Consider the following 15,391-nt stretch of genomic DNA (forward strand, 5'->3'; position numbering starts at 1 on the left):
CGTCATCCACCAAAAAAAGGCGAAGCGGCGTCGTCATGGGTGATCTCTCTGTATGGCACCACAATGTGTACTTGATAATAGTCGCTCGCTGCCTGAGTTGTCAGCGTAGCTTCAGCATCAAAATGCAATAGTAATCGCTCACGAATATTTTCGAGAGCCATCCCGTTGCCAACGTGCTCGCGAACAGCATCGGGCGGCGGCAACGGATTTTTCACGTCCAGGTGCAATTGGTCGCGAAAACGGAAAACATGTACTTCAATTGGTGCGGGATTCAGCGCGGGCTCAACACCATGATAGACCGCGTTTTCGACAAGTGGCTGCAACATCAAAGGCGGCACTGCGGCATCGCCTGGCATGTTCTCGGTATTCCACTGTACTTTCAGGCGCGAACCCAGTCGCACCATCTCGATATTCAGATATCGCTTGGCCAGTTCGACCTCGCGATCAAGCCTTGAGAGCTGGCGATTGTCTTTCATGACCACGCGGAACAAATCCGCCAGATCTTCCAGCACTTGTTCCGCTTTGGCTGGCTCGTAACGAATCAGCGCCAGCACGGCATTCAAACTATTAAACAGAAAGTGCGGGCGAATCCGCGCCTGCAACGCAGCCAGCCTGGCCTCTGACAATCGCGGCGACAAGGCTCGCTGGCGCAAATGAAAATACTTCAGCAACGTCAGTGCGCTGGCCACCACGACCACGGCATTTGCCAATAGCGCGTTCCAGTTGGGCACGCCCAACATCAATAACCAGTGCCCGAAGGTGCCAGCCACCGCGACCAGCACACAGGTCGCCGCAACACCGCGCGAATATTCCAGTTTGGCCAGCAACGGGTTGGCCAAACCCAGCAGCAACAATGCCGGCAACATCGAGAATTCCAGCCACAATACCGACGCGGCCAGATTCTGCGGCCATGCTTGCCAGCGTTCAAGCCCGATCAATGTATAGACGAACAGCGCCAGGTGTACAAACACCAGAATGCGCAGCAGGACTCCCATATTGCGAAAGTCAGGCAGCAGATCGGACTCGATAGATACGTTTGGATTCACGACGGATCAAGGTTCAGGCAAAAAGCAGTGGCTACACTATAGCGGACCCACATTGCGGATTCGAACGATAGATTATGTCGCTGGCGCTGATTTTCACCCGGGCACTGGATGGACTCAACGCCAGGCCGGTTACAGTAGAGGTTCATCTTGCTAACGGGTTGCCTGCTTTTAATCTTGTGGGGTTGCCCGAAGCGGAGGTCAAAGAGAGCCGCGAACGGGTACGTGCGGCACTCACCGTAGCCGGTTTCGAGTTCCCGGCACGGCGTATTACCGTTAATTTAGCACCCGCAGACCTACCCAAATCCTCTAGTCACTTCGATTTGCCGATTGCCGTCGGGATTCTGGCGGCAAGCGGTCAGTTACCGCGCGATACACTGGCGCAATACGAATTTGCAGGTGAACTGGGCCTTTCAGCCGAATTACGGCAGGTGCGCGGCGCGATTGCCTTGGCCAAAGCCGCAAGCCAGGACGGGCGCCAGTTGATCCTGCCCGCTGAAAGTGCGCCAGAGGGAGCGCTTTATCCCGGTGCAACCGTCTTATCCGCGCCACACTTATTGGCCATTTGTCGCCATTTCAGCCAAAACCAGCCGCTAGAGGCAGGTCGGCCACCCGAGGTCGGCGCCAGCGTTAGCTATCCCGACATGCGCGACGTGCGTGGGCAGCAGCAAGTCAAACGTGCGCTGGAAATTGCCGCTGCCGGCCAGCACAGCTTGCTGATGGCGGGCCCGCCAGGTACCGGGAAATCGATGCTGGCGCAGCGACTGCCGGGACTGCTGCCACCGCTGGATATCGACGACGCACTGGAAGCCGCCGCCGTGCGTTCGCTCACCCGCGCAGGTATGGATCCGCGCCAGTTTGGCATCAGACCATATCGTTCGCCGCACCACACGGCATCGGCGGTAGCGCTGGTGGGAGGCGGCTCCAACCCGCAGCCGGGCGAAATCTCACTCGCACATCACGGCATTCTGTTTATGGATGAATTACCGGAGTTTGATCGCAAGGTTCTTGAGGTTCTGCGCGAGCCACTGGAGAGCGGGGAGGTTCATATCAGCCGTGCCAATCACTCGGTGACCTTTCCGGCACGGTTTCAGCTAGTGGCGGCCATGAATCCCTGTCCATGCGGTTATTTTGGTCATCCCACCCGCGCTTGCCGCTGCACGCCCGACCAGATCAACCGTTACTGTTAAAAGTCATTAGAAACCGGATTTGTCATTAAGAAACCGGATTTCTGAGTCACTAACGGCCGGATTTTTTTCCATCCAGCTGCCCGCATAAAAGCTACAGAGCCCAGCACTGTTAGTGTGTGCTGGATGCCTTAGTGACGGTTCCCTGCTCTGCTACTCGATCCTGTGAAAACAGGATTTCCTATCTATACCCCATGCCGGTTTCAACCATCCTTTAATTATTGTTTTCAATAGAAATTGATAATTAGAAATAATTGTCAGAATTTTGATTTATGGTATCTAAATAAGAAAATCAGTCGAATACACCAAGTTGCATCACTTTGACATTGAATGATTTCATATGCTCTTATGCTGCTTTTCTCATGCAGCGCAGCCTGAGTAGCGAGGTGATTTATGACTGAATTGCAATTGATCGATGTACGTCAGCTTGCAAGCTTGCTGTCCATTAGCGTGCGGAAACTAGAAGAGCTCATTCTCGCGGGAGATGCTCCGCGTTTCCTCAAGGTAGGATCACAGCGGCGCTGGAAAGCAGCTGATATCGATAACTGGATGGTAAAAAAGGCGGACGAGATCGAGCAGCAGTTCAAGAAGACTGAATGAAGTGAACAACCTTACCAAGCAAAGAACCACAAGGATATAAACAGGCTACGAAAGCAATTTCTTGAAGTTACGCGGGATAGAGGAAAACGAGGAACCCCGACACCGAATCAAAAGTCCCTCGTGGTGCCAACAGCTAAATTGACACCATATTTTCCTTGCCATAGTGGCCGGCGTCAAGCCTGCCTGGCCCCGCTCGTCCTTTTAATCAACGAGCTCTGCCCCAAGGAAAAACATCATGCAAATATTGAAGCCCATCACTCTCTTCAGTCGTACCAATCTCAGCAGCCACCTGTTTCTCCTCGGCTGACCCCCTGAGCAACCCTGCGATCAAGATAATCGCCAGCATGCGCAGTCAATTAATGAATTTCCATTCGATTCTTTCAATGGAAAGTTGCCTGTGCCTGCGCGTCTCTGATATTCATTGAGTAGATGGCACCATGCAGAAGAACATCGAAGAATTAAATAAAGTAATAGAACTTTTTTCACCCAGCGAACGAGATAATATTCTTTGGACGAGCCGGTTTCGAACTAGAACCGTTATTTCTTCTTTCAAATTTCATGCCGCACCCGTATCAGAAAGCTGGATAGAAGAATCTTTTTTTCGTCTAGCTGAACTAACTCCTGAAATCACGGAGCTCAAGTCTCAACCATTCACGGCCATTATCAAAGATGGAATATCATCTCGATCCTACACGCCGGATTCTTTAGTAAAGGTTCGAGATAAATGGATTGTTGTTGAATGCAAGCCTTTTATTAAAGAGATCAATTCCGATTTCAGTATATCAACTCAGCAAATCGCTAGTTTTTTCCGGGATTACGCACTTCCCTTTGTCGTCATCGACGAGCTTGATGTACTCAGACCAGTGCTTCGCAAGAACGTCGCTCTTCTATGGCAGTGCCGTCGCCCCCCCGAACTGGCTGCGCGGATCAGACCCTTGCTCGACCGCATTCCGGATGGCGATACAGTAGCTGTTCATGCATTGATGGAAGGCGGCTTCACCAGATTTGAAATAGCGCACGCGATTTGTAAAGGCGAGTTATTTCTCGACATGAACCTGCAGTTTCTTGACTCCAAAGTATCCCGAAGCAGGTTTCGCAATACGAGTGATGCGCTTTCCAAGCTACTTTACCCACCCCAACGATGCGCAACCATTGCGATGTATGGGGAGGAGTTTATTCAATGAAGAGCAGCTCCAGTCTTTGCCCAGGTTTGATTTTCCGGCGTGGGCCGGCAAGCTATGAAGTCTTGCAATTGCAAACGGACAATACGTTGTTGTGCCGTCGTAGCGGCACGAACAATGAAATCTTGCTCCCCAAACTGCAATTCCTCTCCGAATATGAGTCTGGACATATTTTCGACCTGCAATCGGAAGATCGCCCTTTCCGGCCTCTAAATGGTTCCAGGCCTAGGGTCAGCGCTGTCTGGGAACAATCCAGCATGGCGCAACAAGCCATTGCAACTTGTCGCTGGGAAATTATCCAGGCGGTGGAGGGTGAAGGGCCGATAACCATGGACATGAAGGGTAAGATAACGAATACCTTCCGGAAGATGTACAACTTGCCCGATACGTTAAATCCCTTCTGCCCGGAATTTGTGAATCGCCGTCTGAATTTGGCAGATGAGCCATATGCGGCCACAAAGGATGATGGAGACAATCATGATTAAGGGGCTTCGGCAGCAACTAGCCCCCTATTCAGATGAACTCAGGATTGGATATGTGCACTCTCCAGCCGGCGCAGCCCCCAGCCTTCCGATCCATCTTCCAACGCAATGCTGGTCCTATAACTCAGCAGGTGGGCGCTATTCTGCTCCAGTACATCAAGCACCGCACCGAAGTCCGCTAATAGCAGAGTTCGCCACATTGGCAAGTCAGTGGAGTTCAGCGAGACCGGATCAAGTTGATATTCAAATACGAACCAGTGCGTCCGGAACAGCTTCTCCACTGCGAAAAAACGGCAAGCACCCCTGGTGTGAGTACTGCCGTGATTTGGGGGCGTAATCTCAAATTGCGGTACGGTCTTGAACATCTTTTCCACATCCCGTAATTGCAGAGTGTCTATTCCATGCGAACCCGCCTGGATGTGTAGCGAAGTAAATCTTCGTTCCATCCATGCTGTCATTGATCTGATGTCTGTTGCAGCGTTTAACATTTTCCCGCAGTGTCGGCGGCAGCGCCTTTTTCGCACGCTCAAATGAGCGGATACGGACCCAGCTTGTCGATAGCACGATCTCTATGTCCGAGCGTCCAGCCAGAATTTCTTCCAGGTTTTTTCCCCACATAAACAGCGCCACGGGTGCTTTCAGCACAGGGCCTCCTTTTTGCAAGTAGACTGCATCGGGGTGGAGCACGCCGTCAAAATCAAGAAAAAGGATCATGCTGAAACCTATTTCCGTTGGTCATGCAGGTAATGGACCGTGGATATAAGATTCTTTCCCCGCCAGTTCGAGGTCACCCGCAGCCCAGTAAATCTGTATAGGGGGGCGAGGATGCGATGGTCTGATCTCTGGTAAAGGCTCGGTGATGCGACAGCCGTCCTGGAGATAGAAATCAAAGGCTGCTTGTTGACTGCCAAACACGGCAAAGGCTTTTTCCAGTCGACGCAAGACCCAGCCGCCAGTCCCGCTTACCGCTATGCTGGTCCGGTAAGTCAGCAAGGAGTCACGATGGCGTTCGACGACATCTGTTACAGCACCAAAATCCGCCAGTAACAGTGTGCGCCAGAGTAGGGGTTCTGCGGTGCCCAGTGCTTCTGGTTTAAGCTGATATTCTAGGACGAACCAGTGGCTGTGGAAGAGTTTTTCTACTGCGTAGAACCGACACGCCCCCGAGGTTTCCGAACGCCCTCGTTTGCCGACAGTGATCTCAAATTCAGGCATGGTTTTAAACATGTTTTGACTGCCACCAATCCTGTCAGGTATTTCCGAGAGGGGTTTGGCATGGAGGCAACTGCTCCCTGTTTATCGCATCTACCAGTGTAGCCATTTTGTCAAAGCGTTTCCCCATGTAGCGGGCCACAAGACCACAGGTGATTGCTCCAAGCCCAATAGGCGGGATGATCAGCAGTGGGATGCCAACAATGATCCCTGTCCAGCCGGCGATCTTGAATAGCTTGATGGTCATGCGCTGGTGTTCCAGTTCCATGTCCAAAAGCTTGTGACGATTCTCGCTCACTCTAAAACTCCCTCATGCAAAAAGCGCCTGGCACTGCGGAATCAGTCCCCATGCCAAGGGTTGACCGCATATTATCCTATTTTGGGATATTTTTGAGTGGGTGATCAGATGGAACAATGAAATCCATCCATGATCCTCGCTACCGTGACCTTATCCAGCAATTGGTGGACGCTCGCGTGGCTTCGGGGATTACACAAACCGTATTGGCGGAAGCGCTGGGGAAGCCACAGTCATTTATTGCGAAAGTCGAAAACCTCGACCGCCGTCTGGACATTGTGGAAATGGGAGACTGGTTACTGGCTCTGAGTCAGCCAGCGGACGAATTTCTCGCTCGGACTGGTTGGCCTCGAAAGTTACATGGATAGCCAAGCTGTCGAATGGTCGCCGCGACTCGTTGTCCCAGCTTGATGTACAGCTTGACCGCGCGGATGCGGTCTTCGTATGAATACATGAACTACCTCTTGGTAGTCCAAGATTTTGTCCGCATCCCCATCTGATCAATATTCAACGCGTGCCAACATCCCATACACCCGAAAGCCCTTGGCACCATGCTTTGCACGATGCGGAGGGACTTCGGCAGGGCTGGCATGCTTTTACGGGGAATGACCCGACGTACGTTACGGCTTGATGGCCTTTCGCAACTCGGCAATCGCTGTGGTGAGTTCGGAAATGATTTTCAGGTAGTCAGTGTCCTTGTCTCCACTACCAGACGCAGAAGAACCTTCAGACTCGAGGCGGCCGAAATAACGCGTCGCGAAATCCCGTTTCACCTCATTCCGTTCCTGGTCGCTCAGGGTTGCAAGGAACGGATCAATAGAGGCGAGTTCCAGTTCTGCCTGTCTCAATCTGCGCTCGTTTACTTGGGACTGCTTGACCTGCATTGCGCCGAAACCGGCAAGCAAGATAAAGGGGGTAGAGATCAGAGTCTGGCGAGCCACTGTAGCCCAAGTCAGGTCCTTGTCGTACGTCAGGAAGAAGAAGACGACCCCCACCGCGATCCAGATAGCCAGCGACCAGAATGCGACGCCCTTCCAGAAACTTGCCTGCTTGCGTTCCTCGTTGGCGGTTTTCTGATAGCCATGCGCCATTCCGGTATCGGAAATGATACCGATCAGCCTTTGCGCAAAGGTCTTCTTTTCATCCAGAAACGCAAGGATTGCTTTAGTATCTGTTTCCGCTTTCTCAATCACTTCTTTGTGCCGGGTCAACGCCTTGTGCGCAGCGTCCAAATAATTTGCGTTCCTTTTTTTTTTCGCTCTCTTCAAACGTGGTCCGGCGGGCTTCTTCTTCTTTGAGCGCCTCAGTAGCACGTGCCTGTTCAGCCGCAGTATGTTCTGTCTGCCGGGTGGACTGTGCATCGGAAAACTGCTGCTGAAATGCGGCAATCGCCGTATCCAGGCGCTGCTTCTGGTTGCTGATTTCCGTAGCGGATTCGGCAAGTCGCCCCTGCTGGCCGCCAATCTCCTGAATCAACGCTGCCATCCGTTGTTCCAGGTTGCGGGTCCATTCTGAAATGGAGCTGTGATAATTGGCCGCAGCCTCACGCAAGGCCTCAATATGCACTTCCGTTGTCACGGGTATCTGGATGATCGTCGCCAACAAACCATCAACGTTAGCCTGCGCATTCACCAAGTGGTTAGCATTGCGATTCGAGAGGAAGTTGTTGAACTCCGCCCGAGTACCGTTGGAGTACTGGACCACCCTGTCCAGAAGGGCAGTCTGCACAAAATAGGGATCAGCATTTTCCAGCACCTTGCGAGCATGCAAGCCAATTGCATCGGCACGGTTGAAATGTTCGCGAACCTGCTCCTCCAGATCACTCTCGAGCGGCGTACCTTCAACGAACAACAGCAGATCATTGAGACTGCCAATCGCTGCATGCGAAACGACCCGGTCAACCAACGCACCCATGTTCATTATCCTAGTTGTTATTGAGGGGTAGATCAGGCCACTCCCGCCAAGAAGGGTCTGGCGGGATTAGTTAATAGTCAGGCTGGCTCAGCCGGGGTGCTTAAATTTCTTGGCAATATAACGTGCAGAACGTTCGATGTACGGATAGACGGTTCGCTCGTTGATATTCATCTGATCCAGTTCTTGCAGTAGAGCGGCCTTGTAGTTGATCTTGATTCGACGTATCCGGATGTTCTCGTCACCTGTTTCCACGAGGACTGCATCCAGACCAAAGAGTAGGAAGGCCCCGATCTGTGAGGCAATTCTGTCGTTGGCCCGTTTGCCTTTCACACAGATAATGGACCGCAGGTCTGCTGGATTTATGCGTGGTTCGAAGTAGGGTTTTTCTTCCTTGATGAGATGCAGATATCGCTTGAGCGTAATCTCCCGGAAGTTCAATTTCTCTGCGCCCTTCAGTGTGGCAAGCTTGTTTTGCAACCAAGTCTTGTCGTCAGCGGGGAGGCGAGCCAGGTTGGCAAGACAGCTAGCGCGATCTGAATCGAAGTATTTGATCTGGTCAGATTTGATGCTGAACACAATAACTTCACCCGTTTTGTCTTCAGACGACTCGCAGGCGAAATAGAGGGCGATCAATGGATTCGAAGTGATATCTAGCAAGCGGGTGGGCAACCCAAAATGCTGCATGCGGACAAGTTTATCGAGCGTGTGGGCATCAGTCTGAAAGTCTGCTGGGTTGGAGATGAGCAATTCCCGGTATATCCGATGCTCCTCCTTCAAATAGAGATAGTTTCCCTTACTGTCAGTCCGTAGAACCGAAGGAACCAACCGGTAAACCTGATCAGTATGTCCCCGGTAGAACACTTCACGCCCAGCCTCGGGGCTCTGTAGAACTAGCTCGACGAATCGCTGTAGTGAATCTGCCTCCTCTATCGTGACCTCATCTGTGGAGGACTGAGAAGGTGGAAGGCTTTGGCTGGGTTGCTTCAAAGAGCGGGTCCCAGAGCTAATGGCCCCGCCCCGGCGCAGGACCCTTAAAAGGTCAACACTTTTAATGGCCCAGTGAGTTCTGGTCATTTCCCAATGGCGGATGTCCAGCTGCTGCGTCAGGGGGGCTAGTGTGCGGCGATTTAGCTTTCTAAGGCGGGTATTGACCTCGAATTCAATTTTGACAAAGCTTTTCTCGGCGACAATGCGTGTAATCCAGCCGAGCCGAGCCGAATCGAGGTCCCCTTCGTACAGGAACAGGCAGGGGAACGACTTCAGGCGTTCAATGTTTGTCGTAGTAAGTGTCTCGAATTCAGCAACGATCTCACTATCGGTGTATTCCAAAAAACGGGACCGTGGAAATTCGTAGATACCATCCGGCCCATCCCAAGCCCCAACTGAGGCGGTGACCAGGAGGTTGTAAGCATGTTCCACGGTATTCACCCCAGGATCATGAACGGATGGTGGTAACGTCAATCAGCATTGCGTCCCCGTTATCCAACATGAAACGGGTTTGACCATCGTGTGCCGGAACCGTGAAATCGCGATTGAGAATCACGTTTTCCGAACCATGAATGGATGCCGGGCAGGACATCGCCTCACGTGCCTGGAGGACTGTCGCTTTTTGTTCCTGGATTTCCTGAATCCGAATGTTCAACGTAAAGCTGCCGGCGGATGAAGAAAGTGTGATGGATGAGCCCTCTCGAAGCCTGTCTTGCTTCAACGCACCCCGTTTTACCGAACCGTCAATCGAGCAATCCCAGCGGAACACGTCTTTATAGATGTAAGAGTCGGCTGGAACGCCATTTGCATTCTCAGGTGACGAAAGATAACCAGATAGCGGCCGCCCTGCGACAAGGGACTCCTGCCCTTGGGCGTTTACAACCCGAAATGCCACCTTGTAGTTAGGTTCGCTTGCGTAGGTTGCGCTGGCAAAGGTTGCAGCAAAAAGGACGGCAGCGTAAATGTTGTTATTCATTATGAAATCCCGATATTTGAGGCAAACTTTCCGCCCAAGGCTTGTACAGTCTAATGGCGGATTGTCATTTCATAAATACAACAGTGTGGAATGGAGTTTTTAAGAGATTTTAAGCACGCTTAAACCCCGTTTTCGGCACAGTAAGTTCGGCTCAGCTATACGTCGAAAAAAATCCGGCCGTTAGTGACTGAAGGAAAAAAAATCCGCTTGTTAGTGACACATGGATCAAATCACGAGTCATTAGCGGTCAAAATTTCCCTTACAAATCAATGAGCCCAATCCGGCATTTAATGACTCTTTACACCGTTACAAGGCCAGATTATCCGGGCCGTTCCTGGATCGGATCGATCTGGCAGTCGAAGTCCCGGCAGTAAACGAAGCTACCTTGATGGCCGCACCCGACGGCGAGAGCACCGTTGTGATTCGCGAACGTGTCATCCGTGCCTGGAATCTGGCTCGCCAGCGACAGGGTAAATCCAATGCCGCCCTCACAACTGCCGAGATTGACCGCTTTTGCACGCCCGATGAAGCAGCTCGCGCGCTGCTGCATACCGCGCTGCAGCGTCTTAATTTATCTGCCCGCAGTTTTCACCGGGTGCTAAAAATCGCTCGCACCATTGCTGATTTAACTGGCACCGAGCAAATCCGTTCCGATCATGTTGCTGAAGCGATCCAATACCGGCGTGGATTGGGCTAGCGACGGACACAACCAGCTGTTGCGCGGCATATCAATTAAGCTGGCGGCAGCGGGAGACGGTCAGGTTGGTGGGGGTTTCGACGATCACCGGCGCGGGTCGTGGCTGGGGAAAAGATTGCTCCAGAATATCCAGTCGGCGCTGCCAGGCTTGCGCCAGATCAGCCGGCACGCAACGGGCAATGGCTTTGCGAAACAACTGGAACACCACACCATGCGCTTCAGCAAAAATAGCTGGAAACTGCATGCCACTGTTGCCGCCACGACTCATGGACAGCCGCCAGGTTTCGCCATCCAGTACGGCGTACCAGAACTGCACCAGCCGACCTTTCAGCGGCCCTTCATCAGCAAACTGGTTAATACTCGTGGCAAAACGCGGATGCTGGCGCAACAGCGAAAGAAAATCGTCGACTACGTTTTTGATCGCCGGAATGCCGATCATGGATGCAAGCGCGTACATGGTATCTTCCAGTCCGTCTTATAAATTCGTATCGCTGAAAGACTTTCTGCCGCGGTAAACGTTCCTTTTAAACCCGACGGTAATGTACACATAACAATGGTGACCGGCAGCACAGCGGTTTGCCGCAGGACCGGCGTTTGCTAGACTTCGCCGCATCTTCCCGTAACTTGTCAGAACACCCGGTCGCCCCATGTCCACACCCCGCTATGATGAATCCGCTGTAAAAGTCCTCAAGGGCCTCGATCCAGTACGCCACCGTCCCGGCATGTACACCCGCACGGACAACCCGCTGCATATCTGCCAGGAAGTGATCGATAACGCGGCCGATGAGGCACTGGGCGGCTTTGCCACGCGTATCGACGTGGTGATGTATCGCAACCAGACCTTGCGCGTGGCGGATAACGGTCGCGGGATTCCGGTGGGGATTCATCCGGAAGAAGGCGTTCCCACCGTGCAAGTGGTGTTCACCCAACTGCACGCGGGCGGCAAGTTCGACAAAAAAGACGGCGGCGCTTACGCGTTTTCGGGCGGTTTGCATGGCGTGGGTGTTTCGGTCACCAATGCGCTCTCTACCCGGCTGGAAGTTGAAGTCAAACGCGACGGCCAATTGAACAAGCTGGCTTTCGCCAATGGTGACGTGGTCGAGCCGCTCACGGTGGCTGGCACCTGCGCCAAAAAGGACACCGGCACGGCCGTGTTTGTGGCGCCGGACCCAAAATATTTTGATGCTCCCAATATTCCGCAAGGTGATCTGGAGCATCTGCTCAAATCCAAAGCGGTGTTGCTACCCGGTTTGATCGTTACCCTGAAATTGGAACAAGCCAACGGTGAATTCCTTGAAAAATCATGGAATTACCCGGATGGCCTGCCAGGCTATCTGGCTGAGCAACTAACCGGCTATGAACTGGTTATCCCGATTTTCCGCGGTGAGAAATACATCGAAGGCGCGGACGACACTTTCTCGCCCGGCGAAGGCTGCGCGTGGGCACTGACGTGGAGCGAAGATGGCCCGACTTCACGTGAATCGTATGTGAACCTGATCCCGACGCTGGTCGGTGGCACGCATGAATCCGGCCTGCGCGACGGTGTATTCCAGGCCGTGAAAACCTTCATGGAGTTTCATTCGCTCACCCCCAAGGGCGTGAAACTACTGCCGGAAGACTTGTTTAGCCGCGCGTCATTTGTGCTGTCTGCCAAGGTACTGGACCCGCAATTCCAGGGCCAGACCAAAGATAAACTGACCAGCCGGGATGGATTGAAACTGGTTTCAACCATGGTCAAATCGCCATTCGAATTGTGGCTGAATGAGCATGTTGAGCTGGGTAAAAAGCTGGCGGAATTGTGTATCCGCGCGGCTCAAGCCCGGCAAAAGAACGCCCAGAAAGTTGAAAAGAAAAAGTCCAGCGGCATTGCCGTGTTACCCGGCAAGCTCACCGATTGCGCCAGCGATGAAACCGGCCGTTGCGAGTTGTTCCTGGTCGAAGGTGATTCCGCCGGTGGTTCGGCCAAGCTGGGGCGTGAGAAAGACTTCCAGGCCATTTTGCCGTTGCGCGGCAAGGTGCTGAATACCTGGGAAGTTGATCGGGACCAGATTTTCGCCAACAACGAAGTCCACGATATTGCCGTGGCGATTGGCGTTGATCCGCACACCATCAACGAGACACCCGATCTGTCCGGCCTGCGTTACGGCAAGATCATCATCATGTCGGATGCGGACGTGGATGGCTCGCACATTCAGGTGCTGTTGCTCACCTTGTTCTATCGCCATTTCCCGGGCTTGATCGCCAACGGTCATGTGTACGTGGCACAACCGCCACTGTATCGGGTAGACGTGGCGGGCTCCGGCAAGAACAAGCCACCACGCAAGTTCTACGCGCTGGATGAAGGCGAAATGACGGCGATTCTGGACAAACTTCGTGCCGAGAAAGTACGCGAAGGCGCCTGGAGTATTTCGCGCTTTAAAGGCCTCGGTGAAATGAATGCCAGCCAGTTGTTTGAAACCACCATGAATCCGGACACCCGCCGCGTGTTGCGCGTAGGTATCCCGGATGATGTCAGCCAGAACACGCGTGATCTGATGCATATGTTGATGGGCAAAAGCGAAGCGTCCAGTCGCAAAGCATGGCTGGAAGCGCGCGGTAACGAGGTCGAAGCGGACATCTGATACCGCCAGGCGCCCGGGGCCGCGCAATGCGGCCCTGACATGGCCTGTAATCGGCCATAATATAGCAACTTCATCTTCGGCTGGCTCACTCGAGAGCCAAGTGCTAACCCATTTATGGTTGCTGATATTTCCGTTTATCTCGCCGGGCCAGGCGTCTTCCGGCAGGATGCCGCGGTCTGGGGCTCCCGCCTGAAAACCGCTTGCGATATCCACGGACTGGTCGGGCTATTTCCGCTGGATAACGCCCTGCCAGCGTTGCCGGACGAGCGCAGCAAGCGCGAATGGATATTCCAGCAAAACTGTACAATGATCAGCCGCAGCGACTTGGTGTTCGCCGACATGCGCGCTTTTCGCAGTGCCAGCGAACCCGATTCCGGCACTGCGTTTGAAGTCGGTTTCGCCTTCGCCTTGGGCAAACCGGTGTGGCTATGGCTATCCGATGTCACCGCCGACACACCCATGTACAAGCGCATTCCCAGCGCGTTTAAACAACAAAATAGCTGGATGGATAACGACAACAACGCCATCGAAGACTTTGGCGTGCCGTTGAATCTGATGCTGTGGCAAGCGGCCACCGGCGTGATCGTCGCCAACAGCCCCGAACTGGCCATCGCTGAGCTGGTCAAGCGCGCCCGCCTGCCTGTGCTGCGCCATCGTTAGTATTTATCCAGCGGAATACGTAATTGCAGCAGCCCGCCAAACTGGGTTGCACCGTTACTTTGTTTGCGGATCACACTCGCCCCGACATTGGCCTGAATGTGGGTGCGCGGCACCATCCAGTTCACGCCGCCAATCAACCCGTTCAAAGTGTCAGCACGCGGGAAAGCCTGATTGATCGCCTGATCACCGGGATTCACTTGAGCGTGCAGGTAGCGGAAGGTGTATTGCTGCTGGTAGCGCCATTCTGTTGGTGTCCAGGTCAGATTGGCCGAAACCGATTTGCCATCGCCCCCCATCCAGCTCCCAATCGGCAACTGGTCCTGGTAATAGCCATCGCGGTAAGTCCAATGGTTATATGCCAGGCCGGATTGCCCTGCTTTGCGACCAAAGAAACGGTCGGTCTCACTGTCTGTGGCTTCAAGGTGCCATTGCAGGCGGTGGCTGCCCAGTGATTGCGCCATGCCGATGCCCGCCAACACCATATATTTCGATGGCAAATGGCCGGCTTCATCTTCGCCAATGGCTTGCCCATACAAGGTCACTGGATTACCGCCGATAAATGGCAAGGTATAGCGCAGATCAAAGCCCGCTAGCTCATCGCTGGGGTCGTCCTGTGCTGTCGCGGTATTGGAGTTGCCGCTCACCGCCTTCCAGAAGCCGTGCGCGTCGTTGGCCCGCCCGGCGCCGCCCCACATGATCATGCGCGAGGCGCCCAACTCCAATCCACGCAATGGTCGCGCATAAACCCGCATCCCCGTTATTTGGGGATGGGCAATCACCTCGTCATGCTGAATCTGCCCCAAGAATAACTCGTAGCCCCACGGCCCGATCCACGATAACCACCGCGTCTGGAACGGTGCATCGCTGCCGTTGCGCAAACCGAAGCCAGCGATAGCTGTGGCGTGATTGGACCAGATCAGACTATCGGACCAGCCCGGCCCCCACCAATGATCCAGTTGCCCCACATACAAAATCTGGCCAGCCACATTGAGCGCCGCGTAGCTACCTTGCAAATCGGTACGGCTCTGCCGGTCTGTGAGCGGAGAATTGAGTCCCCGCACTTCCAGATGAGCCGCAGCCACATCGTTACTGCCTTGCCCATAGACCGATGCCGCCTCTCGCGCCAGCGGTGTATTTTCAAAACCGGTAGCGCGTAGTTTGCTGGTGTTGACGTCTAGCTCCGCACCCCACGAGTTTTGCATAGCCGCTTCCACCGCCCGAACGACGCGCTCAAGCGTTGCATAATCTTGTGGGCTGGCCAGGCGGATGTTTCGGCGAGCGACGGCCTCGACCACGATGCTTGCTGGTAGCGGCCAGGTTGAAGTTGATATGTCCAGTACGCCCCGATTGGCCAGCCACTCCAGATCTGCTCTTACCGCGGCGTCACCGGCTTGCAACAAGACAGGTGAACTTCCCGGGTATGCGGCCTGAACGGTGGTTCCGGCCAGCAGAGCAAACGTCATTAACAGGGTTTGAGACAAACGTATTTTGGAGGGCATTGCTGGCTATCCACGAGCAAATAGCGCGACCTTAATT

General features: G+C 53.6%; 18 protein-coding genes and 2 pseudogenes. 9 read left to right on the forward strand and 11 right to left on the reverse strand.

Translation table 11 applies throughout. The features are described from left to right. Positions 1-2 precede the first annotated feature (2 nt). Positions 3-1,046, reverse strand: coding sequence for a sensor histidine kinase (locus N7220_RS10140; RefSeq protein ID WP_283151336.1), 1,044 nt, complete (start codon positions 1,044-1,046; stop codon positions 3-5). 74 nt (positions 1,047-1,120) lie between these two features. On the opposite strand from N7220_RS10140, the pseudogene N7220_RS10145 reads away from it, so the two are divergent. The 4 genes and pseudogenes from N7220_RS10145 to N7220_RS10160 form a co-directional block, all read left to right on the forward strand. After that, positions 1,121-2,227: pseudogene (locus N7220_RS10145) on the forward strand (YifB family Mg chelatase-like AAA ATPase); the annotation flags it as partial. A 396-nt stretch (positions 2,228-2,623) separates the two neighbouring features. Beyond that, complete coding sequence (locus N7220_RS10150) at positions 2,624-2,830, forward strand: helix-turn-helix transcriptional regulator (RefSeq protein ID WP_283151337.1); 207 nt, start codon at positions 2,624-2,626, stop codon at positions 2,828-2,830. A 437-nt stretch (positions 2,831-3,267) separates the two neighbouring features. Beyond that, on the forward strand, positions 3,268-4,014 hold the full coding sequence (locus tag N7220_RS10155) for a hypothetical protein (protein ID WP_283151338.1): 747 nt from the start codon (positions 3,268-3,270) through the stop codon (positions 4,012-4,014). After that, on the forward strand, positions 4,011-4,496 hold the full coding sequence (locus N7220_RS10160) for a hypothetical protein (protein WP_283151339.1): 486 nt from the start codon (positions 4,011-4,013) through the stop codon (positions 4,494-4,496). Before N7220_RS10155 ends, N7220_RS10160 begins: the two co-directional genes overlap by 4 nt. A gap of 38 nt (positions 4,497-4,534) precedes the next feature. On the opposite strand, the gene N7220_RS10165 is transcribed toward N7220_RS10160, so the two are convergent. The 4 genes from N7220_RS10165 to N7220_RS10180 are packed head-to-tail and all read right to left on the reverse strand — an operon-like array spanning position 4,535 to position 6,003. Further along, positions 4,535-4,858: a hypothetical protein gene (locus tag N7220_RS10165; protein WP_283151340.1), complete on the reverse strand. Its 324-nt coding sequence runs from the start codon at positions 4,856-4,858 to the stop codon at positions 4,535-4,537. Further along, positions 4,833-5,207, reverse strand: coding sequence for an HAD domain-containing protein (locus tag N7220_RS10170; protein ID WP_283151341.1), 375 nt, complete (start codon positions 5,205-5,207; stop codon positions 4,833-4,835). Before N7220_RS10170 ends, N7220_RS10165 begins: the two co-directional genes overlap by 26 nt. A gap of 21 nt (positions 5,208-5,228) precedes the next feature. Continuing rightward, positions 5,229-5,720 carry a hypothetical protein gene (locus tag N7220_RS10175; RefSeq protein WP_283151342.1) on the reverse strand — a complete coding sequence of 164 codons (492 nt, stop codon included), beginning with the start codon at positions 5,718-5,720 and terminating at the stop codon, positions 5,229-5,231. Positions 5,721-5,742: 22 nt separating this feature from the next. Further along, complete coding sequence (locus N7220_RS10180) at positions 5,743-6,003, reverse strand: hypothetical protein (protein ID WP_283151343.1); 261 nt, start codon at positions 6,001-6,003, stop codon at positions 5,743-5,745. Between the two features lie 116 nt (positions 6,004-6,119). On the opposite strand from N7220_RS10180, the gene N7220_RS10185 reads away from it, so the two are divergent. Next, positions 6,120-6,368, forward strand: a complete 249-nt coding sequence (locus tag N7220_RS10185) for a helix-turn-helix domain-containing protein (RefSeq protein ID WP_283151344.1) — start codon at positions 6,120-6,122, stop codon at positions 6,366-6,368. 252 nt (positions 6,369-6,620) lie between these two features. On the opposite strand, the gene N7220_RS10195 is transcribed toward N7220_RS10185, so the two are convergent. The 4 genes from N7220_RS10195 to N7220_RS10210 form a co-directional block, all read right to left on the reverse strand. Beyond that, positions 6,621-7,193 carry a hypothetical protein gene (locus N7220_RS10195; protein ID WP_283151345.1) on the reverse strand — a complete coding sequence of 191 codons (573 nt, stop codon included), beginning with the start codon at positions 7,191-7,193 and terminating at the stop codon, positions 6,621-6,623. Continuing rightward, positions 7,186-7,914, reverse strand: coding sequence for a hypothetical protein (locus tag N7220_RS10200; protein ID WP_283151346.1), 729 nt, complete (start codon positions 7,912-7,914; stop codon positions 7,186-7,188). The genes N7220_RS10195 and N7220_RS10200 overlap by 8 nt, the downstream gene beginning before the upstream one ends. Positions 7,915-8,001: 87 nt before the next feature. Then, a complete protein-coding gene (locus tag N7220_RS10205; RefSeq protein WP_283151347.1) occupies positions 8,002-9,342 on the reverse strand; it encodes an FRG domain-containing protein in 1,341 nt (446 codons plus the stop codon). A 7-nt stretch (positions 9,343-9,349) separates the two neighbouring features. Next, positions 9,350-9,877: a hypothetical protein gene (locus N7220_RS10210; protein ID WP_283151348.1), complete on the reverse strand. Its 528-nt coding sequence runs from the start codon at positions 9,875-9,877 to the stop codon at positions 9,350-9,352. 265 nt (positions 9,878-10,142) lie between these two features. Between N7220_RS10210 and N7220_RS20770 the strand changes: the two are divergent. Continuing rightward, positions 10,143-10,250: pseudogene (locus N7220_RS20770) on the forward strand (ATP-binding protein); the annotation flags it as partial. Positions 10,251-10,265: 15 nt separating this feature from the next. After that, the gene (locus N7220_RS10215) at positions 10,266-10,574 is read left to right on the forward strand and encodes a magnesium chelatase subunit ChlI family protein (protein WP_283151349.1); all 309 of its coding nucleotides are present in this window, start codon (positions 10,266-10,268) and stop codon (positions 10,572-10,574) included. Positions 10,575-10,605: 31 nt separating this feature from the next. Here N7220_RS10215 and N7220_RS10220 read toward each other — a convergent pair whose 3' ends face one another. Continuing rightward, entirely contained in the window at positions 10,606-11,031 is a 426-nt protein-coding gene (locus N7220_RS10220) for a hypothetical protein (protein WP_283151350.1), read from the reverse strand. A 190-nt stretch (positions 11,032-11,221) separates the two neighbouring features. On the opposite strand from N7220_RS10220, the gene parE reads away from it, so the two are divergent. Together parE and N7220_RS10230 are read left to right on the forward strand one after the other, a co-directional pair. Next, positions 11,222-13,195: a DNA topoisomerase IV subunit B gene (gene parE, locus N7220_RS10225; protein ID WP_283151351.1), complete on the forward strand. Its 1,974-nt coding sequence runs from the start codon at positions 11,222-11,224 to the stop codon at positions 13,193-13,195. 114 nt (positions 13,196-13,309) lie between these two features. Next, positions 13,310-13,855, forward strand: a complete 546-nt coding sequence (locus N7220_RS10230) for a nucleoside 2-deoxyribosyltransferase (protein WP_283151352.1) — start codon at positions 13,310-13,312, stop codon at positions 13,853-13,855. Here the strand turns inward: N7220_RS10230 and N7220_RS10235 are convergent. Further along, positions 13,852-15,354, reverse strand: a complete 1,503-nt coding sequence (locus tag N7220_RS10235; protein ID WP_283151353.1) for a capsule assembly Wzi family protein — start codon at positions 15,352-15,354, stop codon at positions 13,852-13,854. The genes N7220_RS10230 and N7220_RS10235 overlap by 4 nt on opposite strands. Positions 15,355-15,391 lie beyond the last annotated feature (37 nt).

The sequence above is a fragment of the Silvimonas soli genome (assembly GCF_030035605.1).
Lineage (GTDB): Bacteria > Pseudomonadota > Gammaproteobacteria > Burkholderiales > Chitinibacteraceae > Silvimonas > Silvimonas soli.

Bases quoted from the DNA above. Each gene is read 5' to 3' on its own strand.
- N7220_RS10150 (WP_283151337.1), top strand. From the start codon at position 2,624: ATGACTGAATTGCAATTGATCGATGTACGTCAGCTTGCAAGCTTGCTG.
- N7220_RS10155 (WP_283151338.1), top strand. From the start codon at position 3,268: ATGCAGAAGAACATCGAAGAATTAAATAAAGTAATAGAACTTTTTTCA.
- N7220_RS10160 (WP_283151339.1), top strand. From the start codon at position 4,011: ATGAAGAGCAGCTCCAGTCTTTGCCCAGGTTTGATTTTCCGGCGTGGG.
- N7220_RS10165 (WP_283151340.1), bottom strand. From the start codon at position 4,858: ATGTTCAAGACCGTACCGCAATTTGAGATTACGCCCCCAAATCACGGC.
- N7220_RS10170 (WP_283151341.1), bottom strand. From the start codon at position 5,207: ATGATCCTTTTTCTTGATTTTGACGGCGTGCTCCACCCCGATGCAGTC.
- N7220_RS10175 (WP_283151342.1), bottom strand. From the start codon at position 5,720: ATGTTTAAAACCATGCCTGAATTTGAGATCACTGTCGGCAAACGAGGG.
- N7220_RS10185 (WP_283151344.1), top strand. From the start codon at position 6,120: ATGAAATCCATCCATGATCCTCGCTACCGTGACCTTATCCAGCAATTG.
- N7220_RS10200 (WP_283151346.1), bottom strand. From the start codon at position 7,914: ATGGGTGCGTTGGTTGACCGGGTCGTTTCGCATGCAGCGATTGGCAGT.
- N7220_RS10210 (WP_283151348.1), bottom strand. From the start codon at position 9,877: ATGAATAACAACATTTACGCTGCCGTCCTTTTTGCTGCAACCTTTGCC.
- N7220_RS10215 (WP_283151349.1), top strand. From the start codon at position 10,266: ATGGCCGCACCCGACGGCGAGAGCACCGTTGTGATTCGCGAACGTGTC.
- N7220_RS10220 (WP_283151350.1), bottom strand. From the start codon at position 11,031: ATGTACGCGCTTGCATCCATGATCGGCATTCCGGCGATCAAAAACGTA.
- parE (WP_283151351.1), top strand. From the start codon at position 11,222: ATGTCCACACCCCGCTATGATGAATCCGCTGTAAAAGTCCTCAAGGGC.
- N7220_RS10230 (WP_283151352.1), top strand. From the start codon at position 13,310: ATGGTTGCTGATATTTCCGTTTATCTCGCCGGGCCAGGCGTCTTCCGG.
- N7220_RS10235 (WP_283151353.1), bottom strand. From the start codon at position 15,354: ATGCCCTCCAAAATACGTTTGTCTCAAACCCTGTTAATGACGTTTGCT.